The organism is Flavobacterium soyae, from assembly GCF_045348165.1.
In the GTDB taxonomy this organism is placed as follows: domain Bacteria; phylum Bacteroidota; class Bacteroidia; order Flavobacteriales; family Flavobacteriaceae; genus Flavobacterium; species Flavobacterium soyae.
In genome coordinates, this window is the sequence record NZ_CP150845.1 from 5,145,380 (window position 1) to 5,161,290 (window position 15,911).

The 15,911-nt window shown below is 33.4% G+C and carries 17 protein-coding genes; all 17 read left to right on the top strand.

The window, feature by feature from the left end; translation table 11 throughout:
• The first annotated feature begins 26 nt into the window (after positions 1 to 26).
• A complete protein-coding gene (locus tag AABD74_RS21260) occupies positions 27 to 488 on the top strand; it encodes a MarR family winged helix-turn-helix transcriptional regulator (protein ID WP_232679107.1) in 462 nt (153 codons plus the stop codon).
• 4 nt (positions 489 to 492) lie between these two features.
• Positions 493 to 1,125: an NAD(P)H-dependent oxidoreductase gene (locus AABD74_RS21265; RefSeq protein ID WP_406844228.1), complete on the top strand. Its 633-nt coding sequence runs from the start codon at positions 493 to 495 to the stop codon at positions 1,123 to 1,125.
• 30 nt (positions 1,126 to 1,155) lie between these two features.
• Entirely contained in the window at positions 1,156 to 1,722 is a 567-nt protein-coding gene (locus tag AABD74_RS21270; RefSeq protein ID WP_232679102.1) for a YceI family protein, read from the top strand.
• 672 nt (positions 1,723 to 2,394) lie between these two features.
• On the top strand, positions 2,395 to 3,672 hold the full coding sequence (locus AABD74_RS21275; RefSeq protein ID WP_232679101.1) for a hypothetical protein: 1,278 nt from the start codon (positions 2,395 to 2,397) through the stop codon (positions 3,670 to 3,672).
• A gap of 299 nt (positions 3,673 to 3,971) precedes the next feature.
• The gene (locus AABD74_RS21280; RefSeq protein WP_232679099.1) at positions 3,972 to 5,372 is read left to right on the top strand and encodes an anthranilate synthase component I family protein; all 1,401 of its coding nucleotides are present in this window, start codon (positions 3,972 to 3,974) and stop codon (positions 5,370 to 5,372) included.
• Between the two features lie 99 nt (positions 5,373 to 5,471).
• On the top strand, positions 5,472 to 5,915 hold the full coding sequence (locus AABD74_RS21285; protein WP_232679096.1) for a hypothetical protein: 444 nt from the start codon (positions 5,472 to 5,474) through the stop codon (positions 5,913 to 5,915).
• 85 nt (positions 5,916 to 6,000) lie between these two features.
• Complete coding sequence (locus AABD74_RS21290; RefSeq protein WP_406844229.1) at positions 6,001 to 6,567, top strand: anthranilate synthase component II; 567 nt, start codon at positions 6,001 to 6,003, stop codon at positions 6,565 to 6,567.
• Positions 6,568 to 6,721: 154 nt separating this feature from the next.
• Positions 6,722 to 7,714, top strand: a complete 993-nt coding sequence (gene trpD, locus AABD74_RS21295; RefSeq protein ID WP_406844230.1) for an anthranilate phosphoribosyltransferase — start codon at positions 6,722 to 6,724, stop codon at positions 7,712 to 7,714.
• 73 nt (positions 7,715 to 7,787) lie between these two features.
• The gene (gene trpC / locus AABD74_RS21300; protein ID WP_406844231.1) at positions 7,788 to 8,567 is read left to right on the top strand and encodes an indole-3-glycerol phosphate synthase TrpC; all 780 of its coding nucleotides are present in this window, start codon (positions 7,788 to 7,790) and stop codon (positions 8,565 to 8,567) included.
• A gap of 78 nt (positions 8,568 to 8,645) precedes the next feature.
• The gene (locus tag AABD74_RS21305) at positions 8,646 to 9,278 is read left to right on the top strand and encodes a phosphoribosylanthranilate isomerase (RefSeq protein WP_406844232.1); all 633 of its coding nucleotides are present in this window, start codon (positions 8,646 to 8,648) and stop codon (positions 9,276 to 9,278) included.
• Between the two features lie 12 nt (positions 9,279 to 9,290).
• Positions 9,291 to 10,472, top strand: coding sequence for a tryptophan synthase subunit beta (gene trpB, locus AABD74_RS21310; RefSeq protein WP_132989783.1), 1,182 nt, complete (start codon positions 9,291 to 9,293; stop codon positions 10,470 to 10,472).
• A gap of 57 nt (positions 10,473 to 10,529) precedes the next feature.
• The gene (locus AABD74_RS21315) at positions 10,530 to 10,847 is read left to right on the top strand and encodes a gamma-glutamylcyclotransferase family protein (protein WP_232679081.1); all 318 of its coding nucleotides are present in this window, start codon (positions 10,530 to 10,532) and stop codon (positions 10,845 to 10,847) included.
• Between the two features lie 18 nt (positions 10,848 to 10,865).
• A complete protein-coding gene (locus AABD74_RS21320; RefSeq protein WP_406844233.1) occupies positions 10,866 to 11,603 on the top strand; it encodes a carbon-nitrogen hydrolase family protein in 738 nt (245 codons plus the stop codon).
• A 236-nt stretch (positions 11,604 to 11,839) separates the two neighbouring features.
• On the top strand, positions 11,840 to 12,601 hold the full coding sequence (trpA, locus tag AABD74_RS21325) for a tryptophan synthase subunit alpha (RefSeq protein WP_406844234.1): 762 nt from the start codon (positions 11,840 to 11,842) through the stop codon (positions 12,599 to 12,601).
• 278 nt (positions 12,602 to 12,879) lie between these two features.
• Positions 12,880 to 13,509, top strand: coding sequence for a TetR/AcrR family transcriptional regulator (locus AABD74_RS21330; protein ID WP_232679074.1), 630 nt, complete (start codon positions 12,880 to 12,882; stop codon positions 13,507 to 13,509).
• Positions 13,499 to 14,818 carry a TolC family protein gene (locus tag AABD74_RS21335; RefSeq protein ID WP_406844235.1) on the top strand — a complete coding sequence of 440 codons (1,320 nt, stop codon included), beginning with the start codon at positions 13,499 to 13,501 and terminating at the stop codon, positions 14,816 to 14,818. Before AABD74_RS21330 ends, AABD74_RS21335 begins: the two co-directional genes overlap by 11 nt.
• Positions 14,819 to 14,829: 11 nt before the next feature.
• Positions 14,830 to 15,909, top strand: coding sequence for an HlyD family secretion protein (locus tag AABD74_RS21340; protein ID WP_232679070.1), 1,080 nt, complete (start codon positions 14,830 to 14,832; stop codon positions 15,907 to 15,909).
• Positions 15,910 to 15,911: the final 2 nt, after the last annotated feature.

The following is a 15,911-nucleotide window of genomic DNA, read 5'->3' on the forward strand; positions in this document are numbered from 1 at the left end:
TATATACAAATTATACACTTACGACTATGACAATTGAAGAGGTTATTAAAAGTACAGTTAAGATGGATAATGCGAAAAAAGTTATTCTGAATATCATGTACACACAGAATGTGATTCAGGATCATTTCAACGAGTTGATAAAACCGTATGATTTATCTGGAGAACAATATAATGTACTGCGTATATTAAGAGGACAAAAAGGAAATCCTGCTAATATGTGTGTGATACAAGAACGCATGTTAGCTAAAACGAGTAACACAACCCGATTAGTTGATAAATTATTACTGAAAGATTTTGTAACAAGAAATGTCTGTCCGGGCAATCGACGAAAAATTGAAGTCTTGATTACACAGAAAGGCCTTGATGTTTTAAAAGAATTAGACCCAAAGGTAGACGAGCACGAGCGTTCGTTTGCCAAAAATATAAGTCAGGAAGAATTAGAATTATTAAACACATTATTAGAAAAATACCGAACCCAACAAAATTAAAATTATGAGTACATTATTAGATAATTTAAACTGGAGATATGCAACAAAAAAATATGATGCATCTAAAAAAGTATCTTCAGCAGATTTAAATACTTTAAAAGAAGCTGTTAGATTAAGTGCTTCTTCATACGGATTACAACCATACAAAGTTGTTATTGTAGAAAATCCGGAAATCAGGGAACAATTAAAAGCTGCAGCTTACGGACAAACACAGGTTACAGATGCTTCTCAAATATTTGTATTTGCAAATGATGTAAATCTTGGAGTACATTCTGTAGACAATTATATCAACAATATAAGCAAAACAAGAGGTGTTCCTGCTGATGCTTTGGCTGGATTTAGCGATATGATGAAAGGTACAGTTGCAAACTTATCTGATGAAGCTAAAAACATCTGGACAGCAAAACAAACTTACATTGCTTTGGGTACTTTATTAAGTGCTGCTTCTGAATTAAAAATCGATGCTACACCTATGGAAGGTTTCAATGCAGCAGAATTCAACAAAATCTTAGGTTTTGATAAACTAGGCCTAAGTACTACAGTTATTGCTGCTGTAGGTTACAGACATGATGAGGACGATGCTCAGCATTTCAAAAAAGTTAGAAAATCTCACGAGGAATTATTTATCACTATATAATTATTATTAATCAAATTCAATTTTAACAACATGAAAAATTTAAAAACAATTGCAATTGCATTATTCGTAGCAGCAGCTGGTATCTCAGTAAACGCACAAACTAAAAAAATCGACGTAAAAGCGTCTACTATCAAATGGGTAGGTAAAAAAGTAACAGGAGAACACTCTGGAACAGTAAACTTTAAAGAAGGTGCTGTAGTTTTCAAAGGAAAAAAATTAGTTGGAGGAAGCTTCACAGTTGATATGACTTCATTAACTTCTACAGATTTAAGTGGAGAATACCAAGGTAAATTAAACGGTCACTTAAAAGCTGACGATTTCTTTGGAACTGATAAATTCCCAACTTCAAAATTAGTTTTCAAAACTATTGGTGCTAAATCTGCTGACGTTTACACAGTAACTGCTGATTTAACTATTAAAGGGATCACTAAACCAGTAACTTTTGATATTACTGTAAGTGGAAACACTGCTACAACTGCATTTAAAGTTGACAGAACTAAATATGATATTAAATACGGTTCTGGAAGTTTCTTCGAAGGTTTAGGAGATAAAACTATCAGCGATGATTTCGAATTAACAGTAGCTTTAAAATTCTAATTTCAGGCTTACTAATTCATATATAAGAAAAACCCCAATAGTTGATTCTATTGGGGTTTTTCTTTTTTATTTATGTCTTTTAATATTTATTGGATTTTGTCTGGTATCAAATACATCCAGAATTTCAATTGAATTTCTTTCAGAATTTATCCAATAAATAATCTTATAATTTTTAAATATCAAATAACGGATTTCTTTTGAATAACTTTCTAAAAGTTCTTCCTTTTGTCCAATTTCAGATTGTCCTTGCTGCTTAGTTGTTTCTTTCGTAATTCCTATAACAAGTTTTCTTGCAACGCTTAAATTGGCTTCTTTTTATAATAATCAAAAAATATTCTTAAGTACTTTTTTAGTAAAATCAGTCCAAAAAGTCTTTAACTTCATTTCTCACTTTCAAGCTTAAGAAAGTCTCTAATAAAAATCACTTTTCGAGTATCTAACTCCATTTCTTTTATTTTTATTAAAGTTACAAATTATCTTTAAATGAAAATTTAATTGCAAACAATTTTGAAGCAGCGTTTTCTCTGGTTAAATATCTTATTTCTTTTCAAAATCATAACATTCTTAATGATAAAATAACGCTTTCATAATAACTATCCCCGTATTGATTAACATTCGGGGTCTAATTTTGAGGAAAATAAAAATCAAAAAACAGAAATTAAAATTATAGCTATGAAAACAAAAATATGTGTTGCAATAATTACACTTATAAGCACTTTTTTTCTACAAGCTCAACAACAGATAAAAGGAATAACCGGCACCAATAACTGGATGAATAATTGGACCAATTTTAATCCGTCTAAAATAGAATACAGTGAAGCAACCAACATAATTGCCGGAACGATTGACAAAGATACCAGATTAGTAAAACGAAATACCTACCAGCTGGTAGGTATTGTTTATGTGACAAACAATGCAACTTTAACCATCGAACCCGGAACTATAATAAGAGGCGATGATAAAACCTGCGGAACTCTTGTTGTTACAAATGGTGCAAAAATTGTGGCCGAAGGTTTAGAAACTGACCCAATCGTTTTTACTTCAAACAAAGAAATCACAGACAGACGTCCGGGAGACTGGGGCGGAATAATCATTTTAGGAAAAGCTCCAATTAATTCGCTTGGCGGACTTCACACACTTCCTTTTACTTTAGATCCAATATTAAATCATTATGGAGGTCAGGATGCCGAAGACAATTCAGGCATTTTAAAATATGTTAGGATAGAATTTGCCGGTAGAAAACTGAGTTCAGAAAAAGAACTTAACGGTCTTTCTCTGGCTGGTGTTGGGAGAAAAACAATTTTAAGCAATATCCAGATCAGTTTTTCAAACGACGATTCTTTTGAATGTTACGGCGGAGATTTAAATATGAATAATTTAATTTCATACAGAACTACTGACGACGATTTCGATTTTACACAAGGAGCTCAAATTAGCATCAGCAACAGTATTGCTATTCGTCATCCTTTTTCATCAGATATTTCGGGTTCAAGATGTTTTGAAGTCGATTCTTATGATAAGATTCAAAATACTGATATGACTAAAAAAATGACAAAAATCAATGCAACCAATATCACTTTAGTAAATCTTGAAGAAAACAACCAAGGCCTGGTTAGAGAATCTATTCATATTAGAGAAAACACTTTTTTTAATTTAAGCAATAGTATTGTTTCTGGTTTTTCTCCTTTTGTTTTATTAGAAAGCAATATTGGAAATGGAGACGAAAGCTTGGCAAAAATGAGTTTCAAAAACATAATCGTGAACAATTGCAACGGCGGAATTACAAGTGAATCATCTAGTGCTGATGCTGCAATTCAAAATTATTACAATCCAAATTCTGGGATAGAATACTCAAAATACAAGAACAATGAGTTGTTTACACTGCCAAATATCAAAGGAAATCCAGATTTTAGAGCAAATGTTAATAATACGATTGCGATTGGAAACTAAGGCCTTAAGCAAACTTTAGAGTTTAAAATTTAACAAATTTCAAAAATTAGAAAAGTTTTTTTTGAGATTTTATGTATTCTAATTCAAATTACATTTATATCTTTGTCACATCAAAATAAGATATGAGAACAATAATGAACAATACTTGGTGGTGGAACAATTTACGTCAAACGTCGTGAACTAAGCTTCCTATGGTATTTTCAAAACTATAAATATAAAAGGCTTGTCATCACGACAGGCCTTTTTTTTTGGTCGAAATTTTAGCAGAAAAAAATATTAAAAACTAAAAAACACATACTTTGAAACCTTTTATACTCAACACACATTACAAACAAATCCTGGCAGACACCATTACGCCGGTTAGTATATATTTTAAAATAAGAGATAAATTTCCAAATAGTTTATTACTGGAAAGCAGTGATTATCACGGAAACGACAACAGTTTCTCTTATGTATGCTGTAACCCTATTGCTACGATTAAAATCGAAAACGAAACGATTTCAAAAACTTTCCCTGACGGAACTTCAGAGCAGACTAAAATTGATGCTTCAACAAATATTCCAGAAGTAATTCAGGAGTTTTCAAGCAAATTTCAATCGGAGAAAAACGACTTTAAATTCATTAATAATGGATTATTCGGATACATTTCTTACGATGCCGTTCGTTATTTCGAGAAAGTTTCGATTGCTAAAAAAGACAATGCAACTTCAATTCCGGATGTTTTTTATGCCGTTTATCAAAACATCATTGCCATCAATCACTTTAAAAACGAAGCCTATATTTTCTGCCACAGCGTTGATGGAACAAATAACATTTCTGAAATCGAACAATTATTACAATCCAGAAATATTGCTTCATACAAATTTTCAAAAGAAGGCGAAGGTTTCTCTAATTTAACCGATGAAGAATTTAAACACAATGTGGCTTTAGCAAAAAAACATTGCTTTCGCGGAGACGTTTTTCAATTGGTTTTATCTCGTCGTTTTACACAAGGTTTTAAAGGTGACGAATTTAATGTTTACAGAGCCTTAAGAAGCATCAACCCATCTCCTTACCTATTCTTTTTTGATTATGGAGATTTCAAAATATTTGGGTCTTCGCCCGAAGCGCAAATTATCGTAAAAAACAGAAAAGCCGAAATTCACCCCATCGCCGGAACTTTTAAAAGAACCGGAAATGACGAACGTGATGCACTTCTAGCCAAAGAACTTTCAGAAGATAAAAAAGAAAACAGTGAACACGTAATGCTTGTCGACTTGGCAAGAAACGATTTAAGCCGAAACGGTCACGATGTAAATGTGGAGAAATACAGAGAAGTTCAGTTTTTCTCGCACGTAATTCACCTGGTTTCTAAAGTTACAGGTCATTTACACGAAAAAGCGACGACAATGCAGGTTGTCGCCGATACTTTCCCTGCCGGAACTTTAAGCGGTGCACCAAAACACAGAGCCATGCAATTGATTGAAGATTACGAAAAAACAAATCGTAATTTCTACGGAGGCGCAATTGGTTTTATGGATTTTGAAGGTAATTTTAATCACGCCATTATGATTCGAACTTTCCTTAGTAAAAATCATCAATTACATTACCAGGCCGGCGCCGGAATCGTAGCAAGTTCTGACGAAGAAAGTGAAATGCAGGAAGTTTATAACAAATTAAGAGCATTGAATACAGCGCTGGAAATGGCAGAAAAAATATAGTTTCAAGTTTTCTTTGTTTCAGGTTTCAAGTTGTTGGAACGTGAAACTTGAAATCTGAAACTTTAAAAAATAAAAACAAACTATAAAAAACTATAAACCATGAAAAAAGTATTATCAATTCTAGTTTTAATCATTACAATAACCTCTTGTAATTCGGAAAAAAAAGAGAATCCAATTAAAGGAACCTGGCGTCTGATATCAGCAGAAACGACAGAAAAAGATTCAACTTTTTCGACTTTCAATCCAAAAACAAAAATGATTAAAATTATTAACGATACACATTTTGCTTTTTTAAATCATGATTTAAATAATGGTAAAGATTCAACAAATGCAGTATTCTTTGGCGGAGGCGGAAAATATACTTTAAAAGATAGTGTTTATACCGAGAATTTAGAGTACTTCAACAACCGCCAATGGGAAAATGGAAAATTTGAGTTTGTAGTAAAAATTAAAAACGACACTTTAACTCAAAAGGGAATAGAAAAAGTAGAAAAATTAGGAATCGATAGAATTATTACTGAAAAGTACGTTCGAGAAAAATAAATAAAAAATAGTTGTCAGTCTCAGTCCCAGTTTTCAGTAACAGTTTGAAAACTTAGTGTCTTAGCAACTTAGAACCTTAGAAAAAATGAAAAAAATATTAGTTATAGACAATTATGATAGTTTCACTTATAATTTAGTGCACTATCTGGAAGATTTAAACTGCGAAGTAACGGTTTATAGAAACGACGAATTCGAAATTGACGAAATTGCTTCTTTCGATAAAATATTACTTTCGCCGGGTCCTGGAATCCCTGATGAAGCGGGTTTATTAAAGGCCGTAATTGAAAAATATGCACCAACAAAAAGTATTCTTGGCGTTTGTTTAGGGCAGCAGGCTATTGGAGAAGTTTTTGGAGGAACGCTTTCGAACCTAGACAAAGTATACCACGGCGTTGCAACAAATGTAAAAACAGTAGTTTCAGACGAAATTTTATTTGAAGGTTTAGGAAACGAATTTGAAGTGGGCAGATATCATTCATGGGTCGTTGACAGTAATTTACCAGAAGCTCTTGAAGCAACGTCAATTGATGAAAATGGACAGATAATGTCACTAAGACATAAAAAATTCGACGTAAGAGGCGTTCAGTTTCACCCTGAAAGTGTGCTTACTCCGAAAGGAAAAAGGATTTTAGAGAATTGGATAAAGAGTTAGAAATTAGTCCAAAGTTTTAAAGTCGAAAGTCATAAAGTCAAATATTAGAAACTTAATCCTTTCCTATTTTAAAACTAAAAAATCCAATTCTAAAATAAATATCAAAAGTCAGGACTTTAAGACCTTCGACTTTAGACTTTAAGACTTAAAAAAAATGAAAACTATATTAAACAAATTAATCAATCACGAAGTACTTTCTAAAGAAGAAGCAAAAGACGTTTTGATTAATATATCAAGCGGACAATACAATCCGAGTCAGATTTCGGCATTTTTGACCGTATTTATGATGCGAAGCATTACAATTGATGAACTTTCGGGATTTCGTGAAGCTCTATTAGAATTGTGTGTTCGCGTTGATTTATCAGCTTACAACACCATCGATTTATGCGGAACGGGCGGTGACGGAAAAGACACATTCAATATCTCAACTTTAGCCTCTTTTGTATCGGCTGGAGCTGGAATTAAAGTTGCCAAACATGGAAATTACGGCGTTTCATCAATTTCGGGATCGAGTAACGTAATGGAAAAAATGGGAATTAAATTCAGCAATGATCCTTCGTTTTTAGAAAAATGTATCGACAAAACCGGAATCTGTGTTTTACACGCTCCTCTATTTCACCCAGCAATGAAAAATGTTGGACCTATCAGAAAAGAATTAGCGGTAAAAACCTTCTTTAATATGTTAGGACCAATGGTAAATCCATCATTCCCGCAAAATCAATTAGTTGGAGTTTTCAATCTTGAATTAGCCCGAATGTATGCTTATTTATATCAAAATACCGATATCAATTTCACCATTTTACATTCACTTGACGGATATGACGAAATCTCTTTAACAGGCCCAACCAAAACGATTACATCACACATGGAAGGAATGTTAAAACCTGAAGATTTTGGTGTTAGACTTTTATCTCAAACAGAAATCGAAGGCGGAAAAACCATCGAAGAATCGGCTGAAATTTTCACTAATATCATTTCTGGAAAAGGAAACGAAGCACAAAATAATGTAGTTTGTGCCAATGCAGCAATGGCAATTGCAACCGTTACAAAATGTTCTCCGCTTGAAGGATTTGAACTGGCAAAAGAAAGTTTACTATCCGGAAAAGGATTAAAAGCATTAAAAGCATTACAGGAATTAAGTAAATAAAAAACAAACACAAATTTCACGAATTAGCACTAATAAATTTGCGTCTTTGTGACTTTGTGGCAAAACAACAACAATGAACATTTTAGATAAAATAATATTTGATAAACAAAGAGAAGTCGTTCTCAAAAAATCAATCATTCCAGTTTCTCAGTTGGAAGCTTCTGTATTTTTTGGAAAAGAAACGATTTCATTAAGCCAAAAACTAAAAGCAAGTTCGACTGGAATTATTGCAGAACACAAACGCCGTTCTCCTTCAAAATCAGTTATTAATCACAACTTTACAGTTGAAGAAGTTGTAAAAGGTTATGAAAATGCCGGAGCTTGCGGAATTTCGGTTTTAACAGACGGGAAATATTTTGGAGGTTCTCTTGACGATTTACTTTTGGCAAGAGCAAGCGTAAATATTCCGCTTTTGCGAAAAGAATTTATTGTCGATGAATACCAAATTCTGGAAGCCAAAGCCCACGGAGCCGATTTGATTCTTCTTATAGCAGCTGTTTTAACTCGTGATGAAATTAAATCATTATCTGAATTTGCCAAAAAATTAGGTTTAGAGGTTTTACTGGAAGTACATAATCAGGAAGAACTGGAAAAATCGATTATGCCAACTCTAGACATGATTGGTGTAAACAACAGAAATCTAAAAACGTTTGAAGTAAGCTTAGATTTCAGCAAACAATTGGCATCCCAAATTCCGGATGATTTTGTAAAAGTTTCCGAAAGCGGTATTTCATCTATCGAAGCCATTCAGGAATTAAAGCCTTACGGATACAAAGGTTTCTTAATTGGAGAAAACTTCATGAAAACTGATAACGCCGGACAAGCAGCTGTTGACTTTATTAGTCAGCTATAGGCTTTATGCTATAAGCCTTTCTCAACATTACTAATTTAGCCTAAAGCCTAAAGCTTAAAGCTTAAAGCATCAAAAAAAATGAAACTCAAAATATGCGGCATGAAATATCCCGAAAACATTCTCGAAGTAGGCGCACTCCTACCCGATTATATGGGATTTATTTTCTGGGAAAAATCCGCACGATATTTTAACGGAACCATTCCTGAACTTATAAAAACAGTCAAAAAAGTGGGAGTTTTTGTAAATCAAACGCAAGAAGAAATTCTGGAAAAAGCAGCAAAATACAACTTACAAGCCGTACAGTTACACGGAAATGAATCCATTGAATTTGTATCGGAACTAAAAAATAAACTGTCAAAAAAAATCGAAATCATAAAAGCATTTTCTGCAGATGAAAACTTTGATTTTGAAGTGATAAAACCTTTCGAACCTGTCTGTAATTATTTCCTGTTTGATACAAAAGGAAAATTACCCGGCGGCAACGGAACAACATTTGACTGGACGATATTAAAAAAATACAATTCAGACAAACCATTCTTTTTGAGCGGCGGAATCGGAATTAACGAATTAAAAGCCATTGAAGAAATTTCAAAAAGCAATTTACCAATTTATGCTATCGATGTAAATAGTAAATTTGAAATCGAACCAGGGCTTAAAAACAGAAATCTATTTAGCAATTTCAAACGAAAATTTGATGTTGCCAACTTTTAAACTTTAAATAAAATGAGTTTTAACGTCAACGAAAAAGGATATTACGGAGAATTTGGAGGAGCTTACATTCCTGAAATGCTGTATCCAAATGTAGAAGAATTACGCCAAAAATATCTAAGCATAATGGATGAACCAGATTTTAAAGCTGAGTTCAACCAATTGCTGAAAGATTATGTAGGACGCCCAAGTCCGTTGTATTTTGCAAAGCGATTATCTGAAAAATACAATACCAAAGTCTATCTAAAAAGAGAAGATTTAAATCATACCGGAGCGCACAAAGTTAACAATACAATCGGGCAGATTCTATTAGCAAAACGTTTAGGTAAAAAAAGAATTATTGCCGAAACCGGAGCAGGTCAGCATGGTGTAGCAACGGCAACAGTATGCGCTTTAATGGGAATTGAATGTATCGTTTACATGGGCGAAATTGACATTGCGCGTCAGGCTCCGAATGTGGCCCGTATGAAAATGTTAGGCGCAGAAGTTCGTCCGGCACTTTCGGGTTCACGTACTTTAAAAGACGCTACAAACGAAGCCATTCGCGATTGGATTAATAATCCTGTTGATACACATTATATAATCGGATCGGCGATTGGACCTCATCCTTATCCCGATATGGTTACACGTTTTCAAAGTATTATTTCAGAAGAAATAAAATGGCAGTTAAAAGAAAAAGAAGGACGAGAAAATCCTGATTATGTTGTAGCTTGTATTGGCGGCGGAAGTAACGCCGCAGGAACATATTACCACTTTTTACACGAACCTGAAGTTGGAATTATTGCCGTTGAAGCTGCAGGAAAAGGTGTTGACAGCGGGCATAGTGCTGCAACAAGTAAATTAGGAAAAGTGGGGGTTATTCACGGCTGCAAAACCCTTTTAATGCAAACACCAGATGGACAAATTACTGAGCCGTATTCAATTTCAGCAGGGTTAGATTATCCTGGAGTTGGACCTTTACATGCACATTTGGCACAAACCGGACGCGGTGAATTCTTCTCTGTAACCGATGATGATGCTATGAATGCAGGCTTGCAATTGACAAAACTAGAAGGAATTATTCCGGCGATTGAAAGTGCCCATGCATTTGCAGTTTTAGATCAAAAGAAATTTAAACCTACAGATGTTGTCGTTATTAGTCTTTCTGGACGTGGCGATAAAGATTTAGACAATTATATTGATTATTTTAAATTGTAATAATAATCGTAATTTGGGCATTCGCTAACGCAAACAAATAACGAGAAAAAAGTAGATATGGAAAAGTTATTCTCTTACGGAACATTACGATCAAAACAAATTCAAATGCAGGTTTTCAATAAAGTATTAACTGGAACTCCTGACCAGCTTCTTGGTTATAAACTAAAAAGCCTTCAAATTGAAGAAGAATTTGGAATGGCTGATTATGTTGTCGTTGTACCAAGCGAAAATCCTTCAGAAGTTATTCATGGAGTTGTTTTCAATGTTACTAACGCAGATTTAGCAAAAGTAGATTTATTTGAATCTAATGCTTATAAAAGAGTTAAGGTTACTTTAAAATCAGGAATTTCGGCCTGGATTTATATGGAAAACTAAATAATTATAAAATAAAAAATGATTCTAGCTGCTGCACAAACAAAACCAACGCGAGGGGATATCGATGCAAATTTATCAGATCATTATCGTCTTATAGAATTGGCTGTAAAAAATAAAGCGCAATTAATTGCATTTCCTGAAATGTCTATTACAGGCTATGAAAGAGAACATGCACAGAGATTAGCTTTCCAGAAAAACGATTCGCGCTTGGATCATTTGCAAAAATTAGCTGTAGAAAATAATATTGTAATTATTGCCGGTGCACCTATTGAAATTGGCTCAAATCTGTTTATTGGCGAATTTGTAATTTCTCCAGATAAGTTAGTTTCAATTTATACGAAACAGTTTTTACACGAAGGCGAGGATGAATATTTTCAATTTTCATTTGATAATAATCCAATTATTTCAATTGAAAATCAAAAGATTTCATTTGCCATTTGTGCCGATATTGATAATCCGCTGCATCCGGAAAATGCGAAAAAGAGAGAAACTGATATTTATACTGCCAGTATTTTCTTTTCGCCAAACGGGATTCCGAACGCATACAGAGATTTGCAAAATTATGCCGAGAAACATCAAATGAATGTTTTGATGTCGAATTTCAGCGGCGAATCGTGGGGATTTCCTTCGGCAGGTCAAAGTGCATTTTGGAATAATAAAGGAGAATTAATTGGGCAGATGAATGATTCAGATTCGGGATTATTATTGGTAGAAAAACAAAAGGATAATTGGACAAGTAGGGTTTTAAAAAATTAAAAATAATGCCACAGATTTCACAGATTTGCACAGATTTTTTTCACGCAGATTTGACAGATTATTACAGATTTAATTAAAGATATTTTTAAAAAATCTGCATCAATTGGCTTAAATCAATTTAAATCTACATGAAATAAAATTTGAATAATAATCCGTGAAAATCCTTTTAATCTGTGGCAAAAAACTAACATACCTACAAGGTTTTGGAAACCTTGCAGGATAAAAAAGATATTAAAATGAACAGAATAACTCAAAAATTACAAGAAGATAAAAAGATACTTTCGATCTATTTTTCTGCGGGATATCCTAACTTAAATGATACTGTGCAGATTATTCAGGATTTAGAGAAAAATGGGGTCGATTTAATCGAAATTGGACTTCCGTTTAGTGATCCTTTGGCCGATGGGCCAACAATTCAGGCGAGTTCTACACAGGCGCTTCATAACGGAATGACAACTCAAATTCTTTTCGATCAGCTGAAAAACATCCGCGAAAGCGTAAAAATTCCCTTGATTATTATGGGATATTTTAATCCGATGTTACAATACGGCGTTGAAGCTTTTTGCAAAAAATGCAGCGAAATTGGTATCGACGGTTTAATTATTCCAGATTTACCTGTTGATGTTTACGCTGAAGAATACAAAGCGATTTTCGAAAAATACGGATTAATTAATGTTTTCCTGATTACGCCGCAAACTTCTGACGATCGTATTCGTTTTATCGACAGCGTTTCAAACGGATTCATTTATATGGTAAGTTCTGCAAGCGTTACGGGATCTCAATCTGGTTTTGGAAATGTTCAGGAAAGCTATTTCGAGAGAATAGCAAACCTAAATTTAAAAAATCCACAAATTGTAGGTTTCGGAATTTCGAATAAAGAGACTTTTAATCAAGCTACTAAATATGCAAAAGGCGCTATTATTGGAAGTGCTTTTATTAAACATTTAAGTGAAAACGGAAGTGGGAAAATTGAGGAATTTGTTGGAGAGATTCGATAAACGTATACAATAAAAGCCTAGCTTGTCATTCCGACGAAGGAGGAATCGCACTAGAAACTCCACAAGCAAATTCTCCAATCTTTGTCGAATTACGAGTGCGATTCCTCCTTCGTCGGAATGACAAAACAAACTAACAAAGCTGAAATACTAAGTGTTTCAGTTTTTTTTTTGCCCAAAATTATCGAAACCGTTTTATGTTAATATTGTGTTAAACAAAAACTAAACAAGTGTTTAAATTAAACGAGTGTTTAATTTTGTATTCGATTATAAACAATACTATGTCACAGATCGAATTAAACGATAAAAAAATTCAGATTCTTACTGTTGCTGAAAAGCTATTTTCTGAGAAAGGATTTGAGGGAACATCAATACGGGATATCTCGAAACATGCAAAAATTAATATTGCCATGGTTTCGTATTATTTTGGTTCAAAAGATAAATTACTGGAATCTTTAATCATTCATAAAACAGCTGATTTAAAGTTACAAATCGAAAGTTTACAGCATGAAGATCTTCACCCTCTTGATAAAGTCAATAAATTAGTCGAAATTTATATCAATAGAATTAATTGTAACAGAGGGATTTTCAGAGTTTTACATTTCGAACTTAATTCTAAAAAAAGAGAAGAAAGCCTTGCCGCTTTTACAGAGCTGAAAAAGGGAAACCTAAAATCTCTTGAAGCAATTATTAAAGAAGGCCAGTCAAAAGGGATTTTTAGAAAAGATGTCATTATCCCGTTGATTACACCAACGATTATGGGAACTTTTTTTCATTTTCATATGAATAAATCATTCTTTGAGGAACTCTTAAATCTAAAAACAGAAACGTTATACAACGATTACATTAAAAACAGTCTTACAAAGCACATTCAACAAACTATAAAAGCGCTACTTGTTTATGAAAATTAGTCAAATAATGCTCTTTGGAGTTTTCTTTATAGGGATATCTTCAATAGAAGCACAAGAAAAAACAAGTTTAACTTTAGATGAAGCCGTAAAAATGGCTTGGGAAAAGAGTAACGAGGTTACGCTTGCCAACACTAAGGTAAACTCAAAAAAATATGAATTACAAACGGTTAAGAATAACCAATATCCAGATTTAAAAGTTTCAGGACAATATCAGCGATTAACAAAAGCTTCGATCGATATGCCTAATCAGGGAGAAAGCGCTTCTTTAGCTTCTCCGGATCGTGCAATGCTTGGTATGGCAAATTTAAGTTTACCTCTTTTTGCAGGATTTAAAATTCAGAATAGTATTGACGCTTATGAAAGCTTATATGAAGCCGAAAGCGTTACTGCTGCTAAAACAAAAGAAGATGTTGCCTTAAGGGTAATTACTTATTACACGGCTTTATACAAGGCACAAAAAACTTTAGATGTTTTAACAGAGAATCAAAAAAGTGCTAAACAGCGTGTTACTGATTTTATTGAATTAGAGAAAAACGGAATCATTCCAAGAAATGATTTATTGAAAGCACAATTACTGGTTTCAAAAACGCAATTATCTATTGATGAAGCTAATAACAACATTAGCAACATCAACTTTTATCTAACGACATTACTTAAATTAGAGCCAACAGTAAAAATTCAGGTTAACGAAGATGATTTCTTTAACTTAAAAACAACTAATGCTCCAACATCAGATGTTTTAGCACTTGAAAGCAGAAAAGATTTAGAGGCTGTTCGTTTACAGCAAAAAGCTTCAGAAGCTAATGTTAAGATTGCAAAAGCCGGATATTATCCAACAATTTCATTACTTGGCGGTTATACTGCTTTAGATCTTAAAGACATTATTACTGTAAAATATGCTATGAATTTTGGTTTAGGTTTATCGTATGATTTATCTGGAATCCTTAAAAACAGCGCACACGTAAAAGAAGCAGAAAGCAAAGCGCTTGAAGTAAAAAATACGGAGGCTATTATGACGGACCGCATTAAAGTTGAAGTTCAAAAATCTATTGAAGATTATGACTTAGCGATCAATCAAAGTGTGGTTTATGAAGAAGCATTTCAGCAGGCTGCAGAAAATTACAGACTTGTAAAAGATAAATTCGACAATGGTCTTGCAGATACCAATGATCTTGTTGAAGCTGATGTTGAACAGCTAAGTGCTAAAATCAATACCGCTGTAGCAAAAGCAACAATTATTCAAAAATATTACGAATTACTTTCAGTATCAGGACAATTATCACAATCATTCAATCTTTCTAAAATATAATCGAAGCTCTCATGGAAAAGAAAAAGACAAATAAAAAATTCATCATCATACTAACCGTTTTGGTTTTAGTGGGAGGAACTTACGGAATATCAAAATACTTACACTCATTGGCTCACGAAGAAACGGATGATGCTCAAATTGAGAAAAAAATGAATCCGATTATTCCGAGAGTATCAGGATATATCAGTAAAGTATATGTGAAAGATAATGACTATGTAAAAAAAGGAGATACTTTATTTACTATCGATAAAAGAGATTATCAGTTAAAAATCGATGAAGCAAATGCTGCATTATTAGGAGCTGAAGGTCAATACGAAGCAGCAAAAGCTGATATTGGAAGTGCAAATGCAAGCATCTCGGTTTCTGATGCAAATATGAGATCTGCAAGCGGTTCTATCGAAAGTGCTAAAATCAGATTGAGACAGCTTACAAACGATTTCAACCGTTATAATAACTTGTATAAAACGCATACCATTACAAAACAGCAATTTGAACAGGCTCAGGCTGCAAAAGATGAAGCTGAAAACCAAGTACGTGTTTTAGAACAGCAGCAAAGAGCAAGTTCTTACCAAAAATCAGTTATTCAGTCAAAATCTAAAGTTTCTGATAAACAAACAGAAGTTGCTGCAGCAAACATCAAAAAAGCAAAAACAATGCTTGATGTTGCTCACTTAAACTTAAGCTACACAGTAGTTACAGCGGCTATTGATGGTCAGGTTTCTAAAGTTGATATTCAGCCGGGACAATTAGTTCAGCCGGGGCAATCTTTATTCTACATTATTAACAATAATGAGGCTTGGGTTGTAGCTAACTTTAAAGAAACACAATTAAACAAAATGGTTGTGGGGCAAAAAGTAAGTTTAAAAGTTGATGCTTATCCAAACTATGAGTTTAAAGGTACTGTAACTTCATTTTCTCCTGCAACAGGATCACGTTTTTCATTGTTACCTCCTGATAATGCTACAGGAAACTTCGTAAAAACAATTCAGAGATTACCAGTAAAAATTAGTTTAGATGAATCAAACGATCCTGAAAAAGTAAAACTTTTAAGACCAGGAATGAATGTTGATGTAGACGTACATTTAAAATAAAA

What these genes read in the sequence shown, in the direction of transcription:
- AABD74_RS21260 (WP_232679107.1), top strand. Translation starts at nt 27, where the DNA reads ATGACAATTGAAGAGGTTATTAAAAGTACAGTTAAGATGGATAATGCG.
- AABD74_RS21265 (WP_406844228.1), top strand. Translation starts at nt 493, where the DNA reads ATGAGTACATTATTAGATAATTTAAACTGGAGATATGCAACAAAAAAA.
- AABD74_RS21270 (WP_232679102.1), top strand. Translation starts at nt 1,156, where the DNA reads ATGAAAAATTTAAAAACAATTGCAATTGCATTATTCGTAGCAGCAGCT.
- AABD74_RS21275 (WP_232679101.1), top strand. Translation starts at nt 2,395, where the DNA reads ATGAAAACAAAAATATGTGTTGCAATAATTACACTTATAAGCACTTTT.
- AABD74_RS21285 (WP_232679096.1), top strand. Translation starts at nt 5,472, where the DNA reads ATGAAAAAAGTATTATCAATTCTAGTTTTAATCATTACAATAACCTCT.
- AABD74_RS21290 (WP_406844229.1), top strand. Translation starts at nt 6,001, where the DNA reads ATGAAAAAAATATTAGTTATAGACAATTATGATAGTTTCACTTATAAT.
- trpD (WP_406844230.1), top strand. Translation starts at nt 6,722, where the DNA reads ATGAAAACTATATTAAACAAATTAATCAATCACGAAGTACTTTCTAAA.
- trpC (WP_406844231.1), top strand. Translation starts at nt 7,788, where the DNA reads ATGAACATTTTAGATAAAATAATATTTGATAAACAAAGAGAAGTCGTT.
- AABD74_RS21305 (WP_406844232.1), top strand. Translation starts at nt 8,646, where the DNA reads ATGAAACTCAAAATATGCGGCATGAAATATCCCGAAAACATTCTCGAA.
- trpB (WP_132989783.1), top strand. Translation starts at nt 9,291, where the DNA reads ATGAGTTTTAACGTCAACGAAAAAGGATATTACGGAGAATTTGGAGGA.
- AABD74_RS21315 (WP_232679081.1), top strand. Translation starts at nt 10,530, where the DNA reads ATGGAAAAGTTATTCTCTTACGGAACATTACGATCAAAACAAATTCAA.
- AABD74_RS21320 (WP_406844233.1), top strand. Translation starts at nt 10,866, where the DNA reads ATGATTCTAGCTGCTGCACAAACAAAACCAACGCGAGGGGATATCGAT.
- trpA (WP_406844234.1), top strand. Translation starts at nt 11,840, where the DNA reads ATGAACAGAATAACTCAAAAATTACAAGAAGATAAAAAGATACTTTCG.
- AABD74_RS21330 (WP_232679074.1), top strand. Translation starts at nt 12,880, where the DNA reads ATGTCACAGATCGAATTAAACGATAAAAAAATTCAGATTCTTACTGTT.
- AABD74_RS21335 (WP_406844235.1), top strand. Translation starts at nt 13,499, where the DNA reads ATGAAAATTAGTCAAATAATGCTCTTTGGAGTTTTCTTTATAGGGATA.
- AABD74_RS21340 (WP_232679070.1), top strand. Translation starts at nt 14,830, where the DNA reads ATGGAAAAGAAAAAGACAAATAAAAAATTCATCATCATACTAACCGTT.